The 17,949-nt window shown below is 50.4% G+C and carries 19 protein-coding genes and 2 pseudogenes; 10 read left to right on the top strand and 11 right to left on the bottom strand.

Annotated features, from left to right (window positions below):
- The first annotated feature begins 221 nt into the window (after positions 1-221).
- Positions 222-467 carry a hypothetical protein gene (locus Y017_RS09565; protein WP_035460500.1) on the top strand — a complete coding sequence of 82 codons (246 nt, stop codon included), beginning with the start codon at positions 222-224 and terminating at the stop codon, positions 465-467.
- A 101-nt stretch (positions 468-568) separates the two neighbouring features.
- Here Y017_RS09565 and Y017_RS09560 read toward each other — a convergent pair whose 3' ends face one another.
- Complete coding sequence (locus Y017_RS09560; RefSeq protein WP_035460499.1) at positions 569-1,576, bottom strand: YafY family protein; 1,008 nt, start codon at positions 1,574-1,576, stop codon at positions 569-571.
- A gap of 190 nt (positions 1,577-1,766) precedes the next feature.
- Between Y017_RS09560 and Y017_RS09555 the strand changes: the two genes are divergently transcribed.
- The 6 genes from Y017_RS09555 (at position 1,767) to Y017_RS09530 (ending at position 8,601) form a co-directional block, all read left to right on the top strand.
- Positions 1,767-1,982 carry a hypothetical protein gene (locus tag Y017_RS09555; protein WP_155849256.1) on the top strand — a complete coding sequence of 72 codons (216 nt, stop codon included), beginning with the start codon at positions 1,767-1,769 and terminating at the stop codon, positions 1,980-1,982.
- A 167-nt stretch (positions 1,983-2,149) separates the two neighbouring features.
- Positions 2,150-2,566, top strand: coding sequence for a hypothetical protein (locus tag Y017_RS09550; RefSeq protein WP_035460495.1), 417 nt, complete (start codon positions 2,150-2,152; stop codon positions 2,564-2,566).
- Positions 2,567-2,802: 236 nt separating this feature from the next.
- On the top strand, positions 2,803-4,299 hold the full coding sequence (locus Y017_RS14900; protein ID WP_051428742.1) for an ADP-ribosylglycohydrolase family protein: 1,497 nt from the start codon (positions 2,803-2,805) through the stop codon (positions 4,297-4,299).
- A 61-nt stretch (positions 4,300-4,360) separates the two neighbouring features.
- Positions 4,361-6,424, top strand: a complete 2,064-nt coding sequence (locus tag Y017_RS09540) for an AAA family ATPase (RefSeq protein ID WP_035460494.1) — start codon at positions 4,361-4,363, stop codon at positions 6,422-6,424.
- Positions 6,425-6,529: 105 nt separating this feature from the next.
- Positions 6,530-7,690 carry a YafY family protein gene (locus tag Y017_RS09535; RefSeq protein WP_035460491.1) on the top strand — a complete coding sequence of 387 codons (1,161 nt, stop codon included), beginning with the start codon at positions 6,530-6,532 and terminating at the stop codon, positions 7,688-7,690.
- A gap of 311 nt (positions 7,691-8,001) precedes the next feature.
- Entirely contained in the window at positions 8,002-8,601 is a 600-nt protein-coding gene (locus tag Y017_RS09530) for a hypothetical protein (protein WP_051428741.1), read from the top strand.
- A gap of 143 nt (positions 8,602-8,744) precedes the next feature.
- Here Y017_RS09530 and Y017_RS15575 read toward each other — a convergent pair.
- Positions 8,745-8,909: pseudogene (locus Y017_RS15575) on the bottom strand (transposase); the annotation flags it as partial.
- A 536-nt stretch (positions 8,910-9,445) separates the two neighbouring features.
- Between Y017_RS15575 and Y017_RS09520 the strand changes: the two are divergent.
- A complete protein-coding gene (locus Y017_RS09520) occupies positions 9,446-10,201 on the top strand; it encodes a hypothetical protein (protein WP_035460488.1) in 756 nt (251 codons plus the stop codon).
- 54 nt (positions 10,202-10,255) lie between these two features.
- Here Y017_RS09520 and Y017_RS15070 read toward each other — a convergent pair.
- Both Y017_RS15070 and Y017_RS09510 read right to left on the bottom strand, forming a co-directional pair.
- A pseudogene (locus Y017_RS15070) lies at positions 10,256-10,546 on the bottom strand (transposase); the annotation flags it as partial.
- A gap of 146 nt (positions 10,547-10,692) precedes the next feature.
- Positions 10,693-11,145 carry a hypothetical protein gene (locus Y017_RS09510; protein WP_035460483.1) on the bottom strand — a complete coding sequence of 151 codons (453 nt, stop codon included), beginning with the start codon at positions 11,143-11,145 and terminating at the stop codon, positions 10,693-10,695.
- A gap of 145 nt (positions 11,146-11,290) precedes the next feature.
- Between Y017_RS09510 and Y017_RS09505 the strand changes: the two genes are divergently transcribed.
- Positions 11,291-12,463 carry a YafY family protein gene (locus Y017_RS09505; RefSeq protein ID WP_035460481.1) on the top strand — a complete coding sequence of 391 codons (1,173 nt, stop codon included), beginning with the start codon at positions 11,291-11,293 and terminating at the stop codon, positions 12,461-12,463.
- A 54-nt stretch (positions 12,464-12,517) separates the two neighbouring features.
- Here the strand turns inward: Y017_RS09505 and Y017_RS09500 are convergent, their stop codons facing one another.
- The 5 genes from Y017_RS09500 to Y017_RS15220 are packed head-to-tail and all read right to left on the bottom strand — an operon-like array spanning position 12,518 to position 15,718.
- Entirely contained in the window at positions 12,518-13,432 is a 915-nt protein-coding gene (locus tag Y017_RS09500; protein WP_035460479.1) for a hypothetical protein, read from the bottom strand.
- Positions 13,433-13,489: 57 nt separating this feature from the next.
- Positions 13,490-14,413 (bottom strand): metallophosphoesterase, encoded by a 924-nt coding sequence (locus Y017_RS09495; protein ID WP_035460478.1) that lies wholly within the window; start codon positions 14,411-14,413, stop codon positions 13,490-13,492.
- A gap of 30 nt (positions 14,414-14,443) precedes the next feature.
- Positions 14,444-15,052, bottom strand: a complete 609-nt coding sequence (locus Y017_RS09490; RefSeq protein WP_155849255.1) for a hypothetical protein — start codon at positions 15,050-15,052, stop codon at positions 14,444-14,446.
- Positions 15,053-15,075: 23 nt separating this feature from the next.
- Entirely contained in the window at positions 15,076-15,336 is a 261-nt protein-coding gene (locus Y017_RS09485; protein WP_051428740.1) for a hypothetical protein, read from the bottom strand.
- A complete protein-coding gene (locus Y017_RS15220) occupies positions 15,290-15,718 on the bottom strand; it encodes a hypothetical protein (protein ID WP_155849254.1) in 429 nt (142 codons plus the stop codon). The genes Y017_RS09485 and Y017_RS15220 overlap by 47 nt, the downstream gene beginning before the upstream one ends.
- 175 nt (positions 15,719-15,893) lie before the next feature.
- Between Y017_RS15220 and Y017_RS09480 the strand changes: the two genes are divergently transcribed.
- Complete coding sequence (locus Y017_RS09480) at positions 15,894-16,781, top strand: YafY family protein (protein WP_035460474.1); 888 nt, start codon at positions 15,894-15,896, stop codon at positions 16,779-16,781.
- Here Y017_RS09480 and Y017_RS09475 read toward each other — a convergent pair.
- Together Y017_RS09475 and Y017_RS09470 are read right to left on the bottom strand one after the other, a co-directional pair.
- A complete protein-coding gene (locus Y017_RS09475) occupies positions 16,778-16,993 on the bottom strand; it encodes an AlpA family transcriptional regulator (RefSeq protein ID WP_035460473.1) in 216 nt (71 codons plus the stop codon). The genes Y017_RS09480 and Y017_RS09475 overlap by 4 nt on opposite strands.
- A 65-nt stretch (positions 16,994-17,058) precedes the next feature.
- Entirely contained in the window at positions 17,059-17,763 is a 705-nt protein-coding gene (locus Y017_RS09470; RefSeq protein ID WP_035460471.1) for an inovirus Gp2 family protein, read from the bottom strand.
- Between the last annotated feature and the right edge of the window lie 186 nt (positions 17,764-17,949).

Below are 17,949 nucleotides of genomic sequence, written 5' to 3'. Positions count from 1 at the left end.
CGCCATCATGGCTGCTTGCGCACTGGAGTAGCGTTATTCCGGTCATACGCCGCCGTGGCAAACAGACTATCCGCCCTTTGAGTTCTGCATGGATATGGATGCCCTGAGAGAGACCGTACTCACCCATAGCGGACGGTTTATTGACGTTGCAGGCTGGTTAACTAATTCATGACTTCAAGCCTCTGGATGAGATTGCTGCTATCAGGCATGAGGAGAAAGATATGCCAGAGCACAAGCAAAGCAGTCCGCTTTATCTCCTTGCCATTGAAATGCGAAATCCCTGGGTGGTTGTTGCCGAGGCTCAGCTGGATATTGAAGAAAACCGAGGAGAAGACATGCGATCTTTCCTCGGGTATGTACTCTATCAATGGCCTTCCATCTTCCCGTTTCAGGATCAGCTATTGGATCGCACTCTTTTATCTATCAGGACTCTGCAAAACAACCTTGACCATCACGCCTGTGGGTGACCCGAAGAAATCGATGAGATAGAAAAACTTCCGGAGCCAACACCCTGGAAAAACAGCTGCCAGCCATCAAACAGTACCCTTTTAGCCTATAAAGAAATTCGCTACGGGTAATGATTCGCCGCTCTTTTTAGCTCCTGAGAGATATCCTTTCTGATTTTGGCGGGTTTCAGCACTTCTACATTGGCACCCAACCCTAGGATCCACCACTTCAGCTCTTCAGTATTCTGTACCTGCACACGTAGCTCTGTTACGCCAGGCTCGATTTCCTTCAGGCTCTGAGTTTCATTGACCGGGGTTTCGTATAGGTGATCGGCAGCCCGTCCGTAGAGTCGCATCACCAGGTTGATGCTATCTCCATAGGGAAGATTCATGTTCCCTTCCTGTAGGTAGGCATCCAGATCGAATGTCGAGGCACCTTCAACCTCATCATCGAGAACATGTACTTTGCGTAACCGGTGCAGCGCAAGGTGACGGTAATCCTTGTAGTTCCAGAAGCGTACCACCAGGTAGCGCACGGCGCCTCGGTCCACCAGGGCATAGGGATGCACCAAATGAGGCTCATCCTTATCCTTGTACCAGATATTCATCTGCCGATTACGGTACAGGGCGTCATAGACCTGATCCGCAATGCCTGCTGACACTCGGGCCGGCTCCAAATGAAAACCTCGGGGGACATACGCCACCTTGTCCGACCAGTAGCGCTTACCCATGGGGCGATGGCGCTCAAACCATTTCCTTGCCTCGTTGAATACTGGCTCCAGCTTGTCCAGCACGTCCTTGGCCATAAGTGGCGTCAGGTAGCGCGCCACCAAATCCCAAGTCGCTGCCATCTGTGCGTCCATGCCCGGAATGGACAGGTTTTGTTTCTGAGCAACTGACCAACCATAAGGCATTGCTTTGTCATCACACTGAACCAGCGCCCCAAAAGCCTGGGATTCAGACAACTCCTTGAGATAGCGCTCAATGGAGCGACGTGTAATGTCATGCCCTTCACTGGTTAACCGCTGGTGGATCTCATTGCTGGTGATCTTATGCGGCGACCTTGGCAAGGCCTGCAGCAAGGCAATCACACGGTAGGTCTTATTACTAATGCTGGCGCTACCGGCCATTCGTGACTCCTGGTTATTGTCTTTTTAATCCTATCTATAATTACGACAGAAGCAGACACACACATCAAGATAATGCCTCTTACCGGCAGGTAATTCGGTGGCACATTAATAAAATGGAGCAAACATTATAGGGAGCAATTTTTTCAGGTTGGGGGGTGCCAGCTACATCTTCGCAGCACTAGCACTGGCCGTGGCTATTTTCGCCACCATTGCCAGCGCTAGTGCGTGGCTAACAGGTGTCGAGGAAGGTATACAACAGCCTGAAATCGACATGGAGGGCTATCGGGAATACGTTAATCACGAGGCTGAAAGTGACGAACCAGTGGTGCTCGATGAGATGAACAGGAATGAGCAGGCAGAAGAGAAAGCGCCATTCAGGAACGCATCAATAACTTGGCGGTTCTGATCAATAAAAAGCACAGATGCTGTCTCCGCCTCCCCGATCTGGCCAACTGCGCTATTGACCACCTAAATCACTCCCTCGACGGATACCAAGACCAGTAGCCGCACCGGGACAGTATTTGTCCCACGCCCTCCTTATACTCTCTCCCATCAACTACTGCTGGAGAGTTTATGGAAAAGTCCATTATTGATGTAAGCACTGAAAATGATGAAGTTAAATTTCCTGAAATTGCCTATTTCGTTTCGTTGAGGGAAGAGGAAGTCCGTAAGGCTAGCGAATCGCTAGGGGTTACGGATGAGGTTAATGACCCGGTTCTGTTTGTTGCACATGTCGCCTTGATGATCGGAGAAACAACCAGGAAAAAAGGGACACTCAAGTTTGAACATTTTATTCCCGAGTTTGCCAAATTGCTGGACTTATACGGTCCCTCCCCGATGGGTTTTGAAGCATTTATTAAACTGGGTAAGCATTGCTTTTCGGGTAAACGCGGCGATTTAGTCCGCGAATTGGCAAAACGCCACAAGGAATCAGCCACCGATCATTTGCAGGGGCGCTTTCTCTCCATGAAGGGCGTTACGCCCTCATAGCCGCCACCCGGGGAGGCTCACGCCGCCCATTGCCATTTGGAGGCTAACAGAACCCTGAGCAGTTCAGCCGGGCCCATCACTGCCTTCAATCAGGTATTCCCGCATCAATTTGGCTATCAGCCAATGCATCACTAACACATATATCGAATTCAACTGGCCACCCAGAGTGATGCCAGCAAACCGCTTTTGGTCATTTCAAGCCATGGCGACTAACGAATGCATGCACAGGAGCACATATGATCCGAAATAGTGAAACCCATCCACTGCGAATCGACAGCTTTTCTCTCTGGAACGGTAAGGTTGGTCTGACCCTCTGCCCCGGCAAGCGACAGGCAGTCTCCACGACTGGTTCCTGGGACAGAGATCTGAACTCGGATTTGTCAACTATCGAGGATTGGTCAGCAGACAGTGTTCTTTCACTGCTTGAAGGCCATGAAATGGATTATCTCCATGTTCCAGAGCTTCCGGAAAAAATGCCGGAAGTCTGTCTTAACTGGCTGCATATGCCCATCGTTGACCAGATGGCCCCGGAAGCTGCCTTCATGAAACGGTGGCGTTACGTGCGCTTGGTACTGGCCCACCAGCTCATGCAGGGAAAGCAGGTGCTTCTGCATTGCATGGGCGGGTTGGGTCGAGCAGGAACCGTTGCCGCCATGCTGTGTATTGACGCCGGGATGCCGGCCTGGGATGCCATCCGAGCTGTCCGCGCCGCGCGCAGTCAGAGTGCGATTGAGACCCGCGAGCAAGAAGCCTTTCTGGAATCTTATACTCCGGAGTTTTTGCTCACACCTGAAAACGTCCGCTCTGCACTGACCCTCTGGGCCGGCGCAGCCGGGGATGCTTTGGGCTACCCCGTTGAATTTGAGGATTCCGAGTGGATTTATCGCCATTACGGCAGCCAGGGGATCCACCCCGCAAATTTCACAGGCAGACCCCGAATTTCCGATGACACACAGATGAGCCTTTATGCGCTGGCAGGACTGGCGGACCACGGCACCAGAGGCAACATCTCCGCATTGCGCAAAGCCTGGCTGCACTGGTACGAAGGCCAGACTTCGTTAATTCCTACAGCGACATCTCCTGCACTTCGGCGACTACAAATTGACCGTGTGGTGAATCAATCTCGCGCACCAGGCAACACCTGTATTAGTTCGCTTCGTAGCGGGGCACAAGGCAGTGTGAAGAACAGAAAGAATCAATCAAAAGGCACAGGCGCAGTAATGCGCATTGCCCCAATCGCTTTCCTGAACGACCTTGATGAGCAAGAAAAAGTGGTGCTAGCCATGGAATCTGCAGCCCTGACACATGGCCATGACTATGGCATCGGGGTCACCGCTCTGTTTACCGCCTTGCTATCGCGCAAAATCCACCGCAAGAGAGAGCAGGGAGCAATGGCGGCATTACACGATTACCCCGAGTTAACGGCACTGCTTCCGCAAATCCCCATTTTTATTGATCCAATGAGCACAGAACCGCCCAAGGGGGAAGGTTGGGTTGCTGAAGAAGCTCTTGAGTTTGCTCTCTATTATGCCTCGATGCCCAGCAGTATCCCCCTATCTGACGTAATGGCTATGTCAGCGTCCCACGGTGGTGATTCAGACACCACAGCATCATTGACGGCCCAGTTGGCGGCAACCAGTCACCCCTACGACAGCAGTCTGGTTAATTTTATCTTGCAGCTTGATGCCTACGACGCGATTGCCGACACCCTTACCGCTTTCTTTCGTCAATAACATGGCGGGACATTGTTTGTCCCTCAGCCCAGTAATAATGCAACCCAACCAAGGAGGTACTATGGAGACAACGGCGAAGAAAAAACGAATCACACACCAGCAAACGGCTAGAAACATCATCGACCTTTGGGTTGCCAGAACACTTTCTTCGCCGGGTGTTTGGGAGCAATGTATTTGCCCATTTTCTGAGCGATTTGAAAAACCTTTGACCCTAGATCAACTGGACATCAATAGCCCCGACATACAAAAGCGAAAAACGCTCCATCCTACCATCAAGAAGATTTCTCAAAGTGGTGATGTCTCGTCGCTATTGAAAAAAGACCGTGCCTATATCGCCTTTAGTACGCTTTCTGAAAGTATCGGCCTAAATGAAAACGAGGTACGCACGCTCACTCTTATCTATCACAACGATACCAATATGGTTGTGGAAGATATTGTCGAAATTTCACAAAGGTTTATTCCGGAAAAGCAATATATTCCTTTTTTTCTCGATATTAGCAAGGAAGAATTTAGGCACTGCCTCCGGCGCAACGGCTTGCTTCGCAAGGCGAAGCTCATAAAAGTTTTCTCACACATGACCAAAAGAAACATCGTCAAATCGGCCAGTCTGGACGAGCAACTCATGGAAGTCATGGCGTCACCTTGTGAGGAAGACATTTCGCTAAGCGACCTTTTCTATCAGATTTCCTGCCAATCAACACTGGAGGAATCCGATTATTCGCATGCCGAGAAAGACTATCGTATCGCCCAAGCCATCATCAATGATGCTATTGCACAACAGAAAAAGGGGGTAAACATTCTTGTTTATGGCCCCCCTGGAACGGGAAAAACCCAACTCGCACACCTTGTGAGTAAATCACTGGGCGCGAAATTGGCTGTCATTCCCCAGCTGGACAATGATGGGAGTGCCATCTCTCCACATCGTAGATTAGGCCGCTTTCATGCTTGCCAGATGGCCTTGTCGAACAAGGAAGAAAGCATCGTTCTATTTGATGAAGTAGAAGACGTCATCATTCCTTCACCTTTTCATTCTGACAACATCCCGAAAGGCGCCCTTGTTCATACGCTGGAAGATAACGGTACACCTTCGATATGGATCACCAACAAGAACCAGGGGATTGATCCGGCGATTCAACGTCGGTTTGCGCACATTATCCATCTAGACACACCGGGCAAGTCACAGCGCAGCAAGATTATTGATGACAGTCTGCAGGGAACCCCGGTTTCAAACCGATTCCGTGAATTGCTGGCTGAGATCGACGATCTCCCTCCTTCCATCATCGCAACCCTGCCTTATCTGGCTAAGGTATCCTTGAAGTCCGGCTTTGATGCAGAAGAGACGCTGGCACATGCGCTGAATACCCGGCTCGAGAATCTTGGCAGCCGGAACCGGCTTGATATGACCGACAAATCCACACTTTCCTGGCAGCCGGAATGCCTGCAGGCAAGCATGGATGTCAACGCCATCATGGGTGAGTTAAGCCCATATGCGGATGCCCGATTTTGTCTTTCTGGTCCGCCTGGAACAGGTAAAAAGAGTTGGGCTCGACAGATTGCCATAAAACTGGAAAGGCCCTTGATGTCGGTCCAGGCCAGTAGTCTGCTATCGCCTTATGTCGGGGAAACGGAAAGAAACATTGCCAAGATATTCCAGCAAGCAGAAAGGGACAATGCGGTGCTGCTGGTGGATGAAATAGACAGCTTCCTGAGCAACCGGGAGCATGCCAGACAGAACTGGGAAATCAGCCATGTCAACCAATTCCTGACATCACTGGAGCGCCATCGGGGTATTTTTCTTGCGACGACCAACTTAAAATCAAGAATGGATCCAGCCTCGGCACGGCGTTTTGATTTTCACATCCATTTTGACTACCTCAATCATAACGGCATCATCCTACTGCTCGAAGAACTGGCCAAAATTCATGGCATCGCCCTTCCAGACCATGAGCAACTGAAAGCGTCCCTGCAATGTCTCAATCAGCTCACCCCTGGTGATTTCTCAGTTATCGATCGAAGCATCAGGGTCCGTCAGAAGCCGCCAAAATCTGAGGATGTGATTGTGCGCCTCAAAGAAATCAATGATGCAAAATCTGAAACTAGGCAACCCATTGGTTTTATTCATTGACGAACTACATGACAGTAATCCATAAATAGGACACAAAATTTTTTACTTTGAGGGGCATATGCTGTCCCTTTTCTCCATCCACACCCAAACCTTGTTAAATAGCTTATGCCCAAGCTTAGCGCCAAAGAGACTCTTCACCGCCATCATGATGAAGAGCAGTTTCTGCTCCGCGAACTGGATAACGCGCCGGATATGACTCTTGGCATGTCGGACATTCGTGTTCGATTGCTGTCACTGCAGTCCATAGCAGAAATCAAGCCGGAAGCGCAGAAGAAGCGTGTTCAACGACTGATTGCACGGCTTGAAGATGCGGGCCTGATTGTCCGTTTAGGTCGACTCCAGCAAGAAATAATCGAAGGTGCCGGCGAGCGGACCTACTACATTCGTCGAATTCATGATCGGACATCCTTTATGCAGATGGCCTCTCTTCTAGATATTCAGGGAGAGAGTCAGGCAGCCATGGCTGCCACGCTTCTGCTCGCCTCCAACACATTGAAACAGCAACTACCCAGCCAGTATTATGAGAAATTACAGCCTATACTGAATTATGCTGAGGAGGTTCTTAAGAAACTCCAGACCAAGAGCCAATCATCAGGGTTCCAAAGCTGGGATGCAGCAGCCTTGGTCGGCGCCCTGCATGTTACCCAGAAAGGCATTCAATTACGGCCAGGCCCAAAAACACTTGATGCCCTGAATGGTGCTGAAAGCATCATGGATCAGCTTCAAGCTGCTATCGCCCAACACAAAAGCATTCACTTCAGTTATCTCGGAAAACGCAGGAAACAGCGTAAACATTATGAAGCTGGCCCTTTGGGCATCGTTTTCCGTTCGCCAAAGGTTTATCTTGTTGGCGCTGTGATACACCCTGAGGATAGCCCCCAATCTGTTCGGGCATGGTCACTGGATAGAATATCAAACCTGACCATCACAAGCGGCCGCTTCTCCCGGCCAGATGACTTTGTTCTGGTGGACTATGTGGAACAGGAATCGAATCTCGAATCCTTGTGGGATCCCACCAGGCCCGACCCTGTAAGCATTTCCTTTCGAGTACTTCCCAGCCCTATTCCAGGGCACGGTGAGGGTTTAATAACAGACGAGTTTCTGGATCTAACCCTCGAGGGGCAACAGCAGCAGCCCAGGCAGCATAAGGATAAAAGCCTGACCGTCCAGCTTCGCCGAAAGGATACAATCGAATTCAGGCGCTGGCTCAAAGGCTATGGTGATGCGATCACGAATGTCAGGGGGCTCCCGAGATGGGAGGGCTAGCATAGACGGCGTCATGCAGGTACAGGTCGCGTTACGGGAATCTCACTCTGCTTCGGGAACGCGATACTTTTCATCGTTTAAGGGCCTGAATGCTCAATTTTGTCCCTTTTTTTATAATGCAGCGCACAGCCAAAATGGATTTCGCCATCTGCCCAGAACTCATATCAAGCCCCATCCCCCCAAAGCAGAGGGACACTTTTCTCGCTGAGCAGCCAGCACAGTCAGGAGCAGGAGAAACCTAATCTCTACGAGGGACATTATCTGTCCCAGCAAGGATGTTTAATAGGCCTTCCACAACAAACGGAGAGCCTATGCAGAAGATTCTTGATATTTATGAAACAGTAAAGGTTGATCCCAAAAAAACCTATATCCGTAGTTATCCGGCTTTGCTTGAACATTTCCAAGAATCACACCAAAAACTTAAACCGGCCACGCTAACAGTATTGATGCACACCGTTTATGCTTGGATGCCAACAATATTAAACATTCATGCTGATGATGAACAATTGAGTGAAGCCTGCCATATTCTCTATCAGGCTAGGTACCGAATACTGGATATAAAAGAGCTCGAGAAACTGGCCAGCTGCACCAATAATTCCATGGTTGGGGCGTCAAAATTGCTTCATTTCTTTAACCCGGAATTGTTTCCCATCTGGGATTCAAAAGTGTACCGTTTTATCCACAAGGGAACTCCAAAAGAGTCCCCTCATGCATATCGAGTCAATAATTGCCGACTCTACCTTGAGTACCAGGTACATGTTCTGGAAACCAGCATGGATTGCCGCGTGCCGGGGCTGGTACGCCATATTTCCACTTTATGTGGGTATCCGGTTTCACCGGTAAGAGCCATTGAGATGGTCATGTTCCTGCTCTCCGAGGATGAGCTTGATGAGCCTCTGTCAGCCGCATAGACTTTTGCATATTGAATACTCGCTTTTTTCGCCTTTACGATTATCAACAGACCCCTGCCATCAAATTCAGGCCACAACTCACTCTTGAGTGTTCATTTTTTCGCCTGATTTCCGCGTTTTGGCGGCAATCAGGCGCACTGCCCCTAGGGCAGCAGCACTCGTTTCACCCTCAACAGATTGTGCAATCCCGCCAGGAGATAGAGCCGGTTGGTATTCTTCGCCAGACCCCGGTAGCGAACCTTACTGTAGCTGAACATGCCTTTTATCACTCGGAAGGGGTATTCCACTCTCGCGCGCACGCTGGCTTTGATGGTTGCACAGTCTTTACCTCCTTCGACATCGAGGAACATTTTCCTGGGCGCTCAGCGATAAAAGACTTCACCTTACGGTTCTTTTACTCTTCGCGTTTCTCGATACCCCAATAGCCCGCGTGTTCCCAGACTCGTTTCTCTTAGCCGTGCAGAAGCTGCATCTGATACAGCCAGGTCATGCTCATTGGCAAAATGATGAGGAGCATGCCCCCTGAGCCTTCTACGGGAGAAACTGATCCAAATTCATAAGAAACACTTCCCACCGAGTCTTGCGCTTCTTGTTTTCATATTCGGCTTCGGCAAAGGCCATCTAGATCATGGCCTTTCCGCCATTTGGCTGATATAAAGTCCTGATTATGGAAAATTCAGAAAGTTTTCAGTGGCTCCCTAGATTTTAACCGACGTAAGTTTAACTCGCGGAGACTAGCGGGGTGAGAGTGGCTATTATAAGTCAACCAAAGAACAACAGAAACAATTCTTAAATAACATTATTCATCACGCACTTTTCTTTAGAAACAAGGAAATATAATTCAATGAAAATAGAAAGCATCCAAGATGCCAGAAGCAAGTACTCATACCCACCGGCCCATGTCTTAAACAACGGCGAATCACTCCAATTCGACACCCTGAAATTTGTCCGCCCCGGCCATACCGAAACAATGACAAGCTCAATGAAGCTGGATGAGTATCATCGAAAACTTCTTGACAGCAAAAGTCATGAAGATATTCGACTTGGAATAGCTTCTGTTCAGTATTGGGGGAGAGCGTTTGTAAAAGGCCGCTCAAACCATAATCAAGCCGCAACAAGAGTAGGCTGGCTATTCCACGGAAATAGAAGATCCAGTAAAACCTTCTTTAATGAAGTCTCGGTTAATGCGGTGAAATCAGCCATCAATCATGCGAATTCCGGAAATTATGATGATGCATATTGGTCTATAAGAGAAGTGCCACATTTTGGAGTATCTTTCGGCAGCAAACTCCTTGCCTTTTGCAACCCTGAAAATATTGGGATATATGACTCTCACATATCAAGATATGTTAGTGAAAAAAGCGAATTCATAAGGTCAACTTTTAAAATTCATGACTCACTGGAGGACTTCACACTTAAGTATCCTACCCGATTTTCAAAACAGGACGCGCCAAGATTTGGTAATTACTGTGAAATGCTCTCGCTTATAGCCAAAAAAATGAATCAAGAGGGGCTGAAGTGGAGAGACTGGGATAATTCAGAAAGAAACTGGAGAGCCGTCGATGCCGAGCGAGCTCTTTTTGTTCTAGCACAAAGTTAGGTTTCGCCTTAAGGGAGGGGTAAAAAATTCTGTGTAACCGCCCAAGCCCATTTGCTACTGGTAATCGGCAAGCCGGACACCGAACTCAATCATAAATCGGTTCAGGGCGGGCTTCCAATTTCTGATTGGCATCGTCCACTTTTTTGATGCCGCTTGCATGGCCAGATAGACGACCTTCATGGCCGAGTCACCTGTCGGAAAGTTTTTCCTTTGCTTGGTTGCCTTGCGTGGCACGCTATTCGGCGACTCTATCGCATTGGTGGTATAGATCACTTTGCGGATGGCCTTAGGGTAGTCAAACAGAGTGATCTCGTTTGGCCAGCGGGTATGCCAGGACTTGCTGATTTACAGGTGTTTCTCGTCCCAGAGCATGAAAGCGCTTCAATCTCGTCCGATGCAACTGCCTCTGTGTGTGGCCAACTAATACCGAAAATGATTTAGGTTTTCTGCCGCCACAGCGCAAACGAGCCCACCTTCCATTGCTTTACCTCTCATTTATTATTAGCCCCGCTTTTACCAAACGCGGGCTTTAACTCATGCGAAATAGCATCCTCGATAATTTGAATTACCTCTGGTCTCTCTTCATAGGTCTTGATCGTGATTCTTACCTTTCCGGTGAACCAATGAGAAAGATGTAGGGCGTAGGTTCCTTTGGGGCCATCGCCAAGATGCTGCTTAATCCGCTTCTTGATCCCTGTTACTGAAGAACCTACATAAAGAACCGGGGAAGGCTGATTCAGTTTTGGACAAGCCCGATCCGACATTTTCTTGTACGCCGACATGGCCTGAAATGTGGCCTCACAATCCCCGCCATCCTCCTCGATAATGTAAATCGCTCTTTCTATACTTTTCAGCTGCTCCAGATCTTCAAGCACAAATTCCCGAACAGGTTGCGCATCTCTCGCTCGCTCCACATTTTCGATCATAGAATCATAGTAACTCACAGACACCTCCTAAACGCCTTCACCACCACCCGCTCAAACGCTCACCCTTTGGAGAACCCTTTTCTTCCTGATACATATTGAGCGGCCATGCAGAACATCATAGAGTTACTGAGCGACACTTTTCGTCCCACGGAGGAAGCGTTTGATGGACACCAAGAAGCCACCGCCGACCAAAGAAATTGAAACCTTCTTTCGCAGACTCGAGATTCTACGCTTTTTGCAGAGCAAGCGAGCCCCGCAGCCTGAACAGGCAATACGACACCATCTTGACCGTCAGGGGTGTTTTAGGATCAAGAACCCGGACGATAGTCGCGAGGTACCGGCCAAAAAAAAAGCCGTACAACGAGACCTCACAGCCCTGTGGGAATGTAGTCGCTACAATCAGGACATCGACAAGATCCTTGAACCAGCACAGGACACCTTCATCATAAGGGAGGGAACCCAGCATAGTGGATACACCTACAAGATCGGTCCGGACTCTATGGGCTCACTGCCAGGCCCACCCACTACCGCCCAAGCTCTCGCCTTGACCATCACGCACAAGTTCTTAGGTGATTTCATCCATTCTGATCATTTCGAGGAAATCCACCCGCAATTATTACTGGCCCGGCAGACCCTTGAGAAAAAGGCCAATCCGCTGGAAAACTGGGCAGCAGTCCCCAAAAGGCTTGCCATTCTTCAACGTGGCCACCCGCTTTTCCCCTCTTCTGGCCAAAATGAGGAATGGCTTGATGTCATTTACAAAGCGATCGCCGAAAACCGGTGTATTGAAGGGAAGTACCAGGGGCTGAAGGGGGAGCATACCGTGCAACTTTCTCCGCTTGGTGTGGTCTTCCGCCTGCCCAAGGAATACCTGATTGGTATCAAGCGAGGAGATAACAAGCAGCTCAAGCGACAGTTTCTTATCCAGCGTTTTGTTACTCTAGAAGTGTCCGGGCACAAGTCCGAAGCCCCTAAAGACTTCAATCTAGCATCCTGGCTGAATGATGGAGGCATGGATGTGGCGGTATTTGGCAACAACGAGAAGGAACCGCCCCGATTTGATGTTCGATTACGCATCTTTGCGCCTGGGTCAGGAACTGCCGACAACATGATTCGAGACATGGAAGAATCCCGATTGGCTGAGAATCAGATTGGACCCACCCTCCAGGACGACGGCACTTGGCTCGTCACCTTGCCAGACCGGGTCATCACCCATCAGCTTATTGAGTGGGTGTTAGGCAGAGGCCCCAGGGTACAAGTGCTATCCCCGCCCGATCTTGAAAACAGGGTGATTAAGCACCTTAATCAGTCTTTATCTCTTTACTCAAGTCAGTAATTAGTTGACCACTACAGGTGACAGTTGTTTAACGCTGAATTACAGGAACCGAAATTACCCCACCATCTGGATTGGATCGCGCGCCTCCATCTCCAAAGTTTCGCCTGTCCAAACAGCTTCCGATGAAGCCAACCGCCAGCTATCCCCCTGGCTCCAGTGCTTCCGGACAATCTCTTCTATAACGTCGGCCACGAACACTTTATCACCCGGATTTAGTTCTGGTGGGATCATATAGGCTGCCAGAGGTGATGGATGGCGCTCATCATCATGTCTGATCATGATTGCAGAAACACCATTCCCGGATCCGCTCAAAGACCCTCTCATTCTTCTAAAGTCACTCTGATAATGAACTTCGTTATCTGTTGAGCAATAGCTTACAAACAGCTTCTTTCCGACTTCTCCCTTGTAATCTGCGGCAACAAATAGCGGCCGACAACCACGCTGAACTCCATCTTCAATCGCTGCCAGTGAGCGTGCAGTTTGAATAATTCGCAAACCCTTCTGAGTTACACCATGATAACCGCACTCCCAATCACTCTCTTCACTAGTAGCTTTATTGATGGTCAGCTCAGGGTGAGTATCACTGAGATGCAGACAGATTTCCGGGTTCAGCTGTACCATTGCGGATATCTGGGACTCGCTAAATTTGTTGGCGTTGACAACACACTTCTGGCACGAGCCACAGTATTTCTTCAGGTAGTCCGCAGGCTTGCCACGCATTCGCTCTTTCCACTCAATCCATGCAGGCTGGTCGTTTTCTTCCGGCTCCTGATCAGACTGCGCGAGCATGAAAAACCGAATATCTTCCTCACCTTTAAGTGCCAGCTGATCGTCTATCTTCAGGGACTCATCCCACTTGTCAGGCATTGGCATGAGCTCGTCCCACTTTTTTTCGAGCGGACAGCTTATGACCTTGATCAGGCCACCATCATTGGTTTCAAGTCGTTTTGTTGATGGGTCATACTGCATGTTCAACTCCATGATCCAATCGCGCCACCTGCGAAGTTCTTACCGCGATTTCTTCGCTTAGCGCACCACCCATGTGTAGTTATCTGTGGTAAGCGGCCCACCATCCCATCTGTAGGCAACTAGCTTGCCCTTGTTCGCACTGACAACGCTGTAATCTAGGCAGGCGATATTTTCCGCCAATGGTTCCGGTGTGCCGGTCAGCCAGTAGTGCCCCACAAATACCGGTTTGTGATTGTCATAGCCTGGCAGGATATCGCCGGGCACCGGCTGGTGAGGGATTCGTTCGATCACCTCCGGCGGCACCATGGCTAGGTCTCGGTAGGTGTGTGAGTGCTGCAACCACCAGCGGGTGCGGATATCCTTGCGGGGGTGTCCATCCTTGTCGTGAAAACCATTGCCTTCCGGTAACGGAATCTCGAGTCCTTTCAACAAGGTTTCAACGGCGCGGTAAACCCGATGACCTTTCCTGCTGGCCGGATACCATGCCTCTTCCTTGAGACAGTTATTCCCGTCCAGCCACGGTTTCAGTTCTTCAATGTATTTAGGGTGCCAGCAGGCATGTACCGCGCGCAGGTCTGGCAGGTCCAGGTAGACGGGCAGTGTCATGAACCAGGCAATAATGTCGTCATGTAGCTCCGATCCTTCACCTACCTGCTCCAGAAATTCACGGTGTTGGTGGCGGTTCTTGGCATTGTGCGCACGAAGTGCCTCACCATCCTTGTCAGGATTGGGGCTTGCCCAGGCCACCGCGTTGAATTCGTGGTTTCCCATGATGGCGAGAGCATGCCCTGCCTGCTGCATGGCTCGCACAATGCTTACCACTTCTACCTGCTGAGGGCCGCGATCGATGTAATCGCCGAGAAACAGAGCCTTGCGATCTGGATGCTGCCAGGCACCTTCTATTTCGCTGTAGCCCAGCCTGCGCAGTAACTGCTTCAGTGGCTCAGCAAAACCATGAATGTCACCAATGATGTCATACATCTCATCCCCTTCTTTCACGGTCTTCTTGCATCAGCGGAGCGAGCAACTGCTGCTATTGGAAACGGGCCCCTCTCGCTCGCCGATGACGTCTCCATTGACGTCCAACAGAATGGCCTTGTCGATGCTATTGAAGAACCAGTATTGCTGAATCTTCCCCCACATCGGCAACTCGCCCCCCGTGTCGGCCATATGCTCGCGGATGCGCTGACGAACTTCGTCTATTTGCAGGTGCATTGGCAAACTCAGGAATGCTGATTGAAAATAAAGATGCCTAAATTGCTCCATGGCCGCCATCGCGAATATTGGCTGGTTTTTTCTAGTGAAGCCGGTATCAACCCAGAGATAGGGTTTGAAAGCGGCGATCCGATCCTTATGCGCTTTGATAGTGATGTTGATCACTGTGTCGACCGTCTGCGCGTCCACCTCCATCACAGAGCAGAATGAACGAAAGAACTCCTCATCGCTATGGCGCGAGTCATGAACCCCGTCAAGCAGCCCCCAGTCCGGGTCATTCAAGACTCGATCCAGGCGAGAGAGATGGCTCGGATCGGGGTGGGAATAGCCCATCTTTTTCAGGATTTCCGCACGCTTGCGTTTCGGTGCACTGTGCAACAATCGACCTTTCAGTTTTGCTACCATGTCTCTTTCTCTCCATTGACTCTTCATGCTTTCGTCATTCTTTCCTGTAGCGCCATCCTGGCAGGGGCTATGTCACTCCCCTCAATCAGCGCCTCACCGAAATAATCAACCAGAACATTCATCAGCGCAGCCTGCAGCGGCATCCCTTCGCACAATAGAGAATCAAGCGATCTGGCCACGCCATCGTATTCATCCGTGCAGACATTCTCTCTACAACAAGTCCCCATGGGATCGGTGTCATAAAGCACTCGGGAATAGGCCTTCCAGCCATTCTGTTTTCTCATGACATTCCCCTTCAGTTAGCCCTCTGGAAATTAAAGGTGCCGTCCAGCTCGTCAGCTGATAAGGGAACCGAGCTGTCAGTCGTCTTGCCACTCGGCAATACAGCTTTCTGCGACGATCAGCGAGTGCTGCAATGGTGAAATAGGGCGGGCGTTCATTACCGATCCATTTCAACAGGTATCGCCAGGGCTGCCGCAACACCGTCACCGGAAATCGTGAACCTCCAATATCCGCAGTCACTGCTGGTACGTGCCCCCAATCGAAGGGATCTGGTTCTGGCTGGAAAGTGGGGGAGGCTCCGCCCGTGATGGCCGGCGTCACCTCGTTAGTGGCGCTGATCTGAAATTCGTAAACCAGATTGTCCACGGTGTAAGTCTGTCGCATGATTTCCTCCTGAAATCTGCAGGCATTGCCAGAACAGGCAGTGCTAGCGGTAGCCTCCTTGCTACTGATCACTTTCTCCTTGTGACACACCAAGGATATGTATTTAATATAATCGTGTCGATACTGATTACATGAACACGTCGCCTTTTAACGCATATCGCTTTTTGGATCACTTATGGCTCGCACTGCAGGAAAAAACGCCGCCGACTGGCCGCTGCGCTGGGATCTGTTATTACGCTACAGACTGATCGAGGTGATCGCCCTCTGGGAAGGGAGACTGACGACCAACCACCTTCAGCGGGCATTCGGTATTGGCAGGCAGCAGGCTAGCAAGGACATTAACCACTATCTTGCTGAATATGCTCCGGGCAACCTGGTTTACGACCGCTCCCTGAAAGGCTACAAACCCGCCAGCACCTTCAAGCCCGTATTCACACGGGGCTTGGCGGATGAATACCTGCAGATGATGCATTCCCGGGAGGATCTCAGTTGTGCCTTTGAGGCCCTGGATGTGCGCGAGCTCAATACCGAAGTGCTGCTTCCTCCTTCTCGTGACCTACGCCCGAGTGTGTTGCGCCCGATTCTTCAGGCCTGCCGGGATAAACTCCGCGTGGAGATCCAGTACGCATCCTTGAGTAACCCTGAGCCTGAGTACCGCGTTATCCAACCCCACACCGTGGTACACAGTGGCATGCGCTGGCATGTCCGCGGCTGGTGCGAGAAGAGTAGCGACTACCGGGATTTCGTATTAAGCCGGATTCAGGATGAACCCGAACTGACCCTTCCAGGTGAGCACCACGCTGAACAGGATGATGCCTGGCAAGAGCGGCTCACGCTGCAGGTCACCCCGGACCCTCGCCTATCTCCGACTCAGCAGGCAGTGATTACGCTGGATTACGGCATGACCGATGGCGCGCTGACCATTGAGTGCCGAGCCGCCATGGCCAATTACATTGTGCAGCTGCTTAGACTGGATGGGCCGGAGCACCGAGACCCCGAGGCCCAGCAGGTGGTGCTGGCCAACAGGGATGAGGTCAAAGGGTGGCTTTGGGGGGCTGGCTAACCGCCAGCCCGCATGCCCTCCTCTTCTAACCGCTGATCCCGCTTGGCAATCTGCTCGATCACCCACTCCTCCACTTCATCCAGCACCCAGCCCGATGAGCGCCCTCCCAGGCTCACAGGTTTCGGGAATGAGCCCTCTTGGGCGTACTTATAGATGGATGATCGGCCCAGACCTGTAGTTTCCATGACTTCTTTCAATCGAATGATTCTCATGAGATATCTCCTTCTGCTCATGAGATGAGCCATGGCTGTAAAAAACGGCCAGATGCCCTCTGGCGCTAACCAGCCCGACTATAGCGAATATTTCGGCCTCCTCTGCCGAACCTCTTGCTCTGCGCCTTCGCTAGGTAGCTCAGCCGATTAAACAGCCCAGCTTCAGTCGCTTCGAATCCCGCGCTACTACGCCTCAGCCGGTACACTCCTCCTGTAGGGAAATGCACCAAGCCAGCCGCCTCTCTCATGGTCATTCCCAATGCCCTAGCCCAAGCCATAACAATCTTTTTAGCCAGACTATCTGCCCGCTCAGCCTGTGGATCTCCCAGCACATCCGGATCGAAGCTCCTCCCCACAGGAAACTCGCCTAGCCCACGATAGATCTCACCATTCAGGAACAAGCAGGCGTGGTAATGCACCTGCTTATCTCCCACCTTCTCCTCGACGCCAATGTAATCAAGTTTCCAATCAGGCACCCACCGGCCTTCGCGTTTACGCCTGGCCAGATCTGCCTCCACCTGTTCTTTTAGAGACTGAACGAAATAGCCAAACCAATCGCCAGAACGTACATACCCATTTTCAGGTAGATAGAGATCTATCCTCACAGCCATAGTGCTTGCCTGCCTATGGATAGCTCGATGCATGGTCTGGTTGATACGCTCCAGGTATGGAATGAATAATGGCCCCCTCTGTAGTTGAACCTCATATCCGTTCCAGGGGCCTGAGTGGTGGTAAGTCAGGTGGGTATTGTCTGGGTGACGACGTCTCATTGCTAACTCCTTGAATGTAATGAATTCATAGGAATTAGCTGGTGTGTATTAATTAACCAGATATGACTATGTAGGTCTTATCTATCAATTACTGACTGGTATTTTGATCATACTTGTATGTGATATGAATCAGAGGGTAGAGAACCCTCTTAAAGGCTTTCGTGTAATACTATTACCGGGACCGAA

Source organism: Alcanivorax sp. 97CO-5 (assembly GCF_000524665.1).
Taxonomy (GTDB): Bacteria; Pseudomonadota; Gammaproteobacteria; order Pseudomonadales; family Alcanivoracaceae; genus Alcanivorax; species Alcanivorax borkumensis.
The sequence above is the reverse complement of the archived record's forward strand: the minus strand, read 5'-3'. Positions and strand labels throughout refer to the sequence as shown.

Excerpts from the sequence above, each read along its gene's own strand:
- Y017_RS09565 (WP_035460500.1), top strand. The coding sequence starts at position 222 with ATGCCAGAGCACAAGCAAAGCAGTCCGCTTTATCTCCTTGCCATTGAA.
- Y017_RS09560 (WP_035460499.1), bottom strand. The coding sequence starts at position 1,576 with ATGGCCGGTAGCGCCAGCATTAGTAATAAGACCTACCGTGTGATTGCC.
- Y017_RS09550 (WP_035460495.1), top strand. The coding sequence starts at position 2,150 with ATGGAAAAGTCCATTATTGATGTAAGCACTGAAAATGATGAAGTTAAA.
- Y017_RS14900 (WP_051428742.1), top strand. The coding sequence starts at position 2,803 with ATGATCCGAAATAGTGAAACCCATCCACTGCGAATCGACAGCTTTTCT.
- Y017_RS09540 (WP_035460494.1), top strand. The coding sequence starts at position 4,361 with ATGGAGACAACGGCGAAGAAAAAACGAATCACACACCAGCAAACGGCT.
- Y017_RS09535 (WP_035460491.1), top strand. The coding sequence starts at position 6,530 with ATGCCCAAGCTTAGCGCCAAAGAGACTCTTCACCGCCATCATGATGAA.
- Y017_RS09530 (WP_051428741.1), top strand. The coding sequence starts at position 8,002 with ATGCAGAAGATTCTTGATATTTATGAAACAGTAAAGGTTGATCCCAAA.
- Y017_RS09520 (WP_035460488.1), top strand. The coding sequence starts at position 9,446 with ATGAAAATAGAAAGCATCCAAGATGCCAGAAGCAAGTACTCATACCCA.
- Y017_RS09505 (WP_035460481.1), top strand. The coding sequence starts at position 11,291 with ATGGACACCAAGAAGCCACCGCCGACCAAAGAAATTGAAACCTTCTTT.
- Y017_RS09500 (WP_035460479.1), bottom strand. The coding sequence starts at position 13,432 with ATGCAGTATGACCCATCAACAAAACGACTTGAAACCAATGATGGTGGC.
- Y017_RS09495 (WP_035460478.1), bottom strand. The coding sequence starts at position 14,413 with ATGTATGACATCATTGGTGACATTCATGGTTTTGCTGAGCCACTGAAG.
- Y017_RS09490 (WP_155849255.1), bottom strand. The coding sequence starts at position 15,052 with ATGGTAGCAAAACTGAAAGGTCGATTGTTGCACAGTGCACCGAAACGC.
- Y017_RS09485 (WP_051428740.1), bottom strand. The coding sequence starts at position 15,336 with ATGAGAAAACAGAATGGCTGGAAGGCCTATTCCCGAGTGCTTTATGAC.
- Y017_RS15220 (WP_155849254.1), bottom strand. The coding sequence starts at position 15,718 with ATGCGACAGACTTACACCGTGGACAATCTGGTTTACGAATTTCAGATC.
- Y017_RS09480 (WP_035460474.1), top strand. The coding sequence starts at position 15,894 with ATGGCTCGCACTGCAGGAAAAAACGCCGCCGACTGGCCGCTGCGCTGG.
- Y017_RS09475 (WP_035460473.1), bottom strand. The coding sequence starts at position 16,993 with ATGAGAATCATTCGATTGAAAGAAGTCATGGAAACTACAGGTCTGGGC.
- Y017_RS09470 (WP_035460471.1), bottom strand. The coding sequence starts at position 17,763 with ATGAGACGTCGTCACCCAGACAATACCCACCTGACTTACCACCACTCA.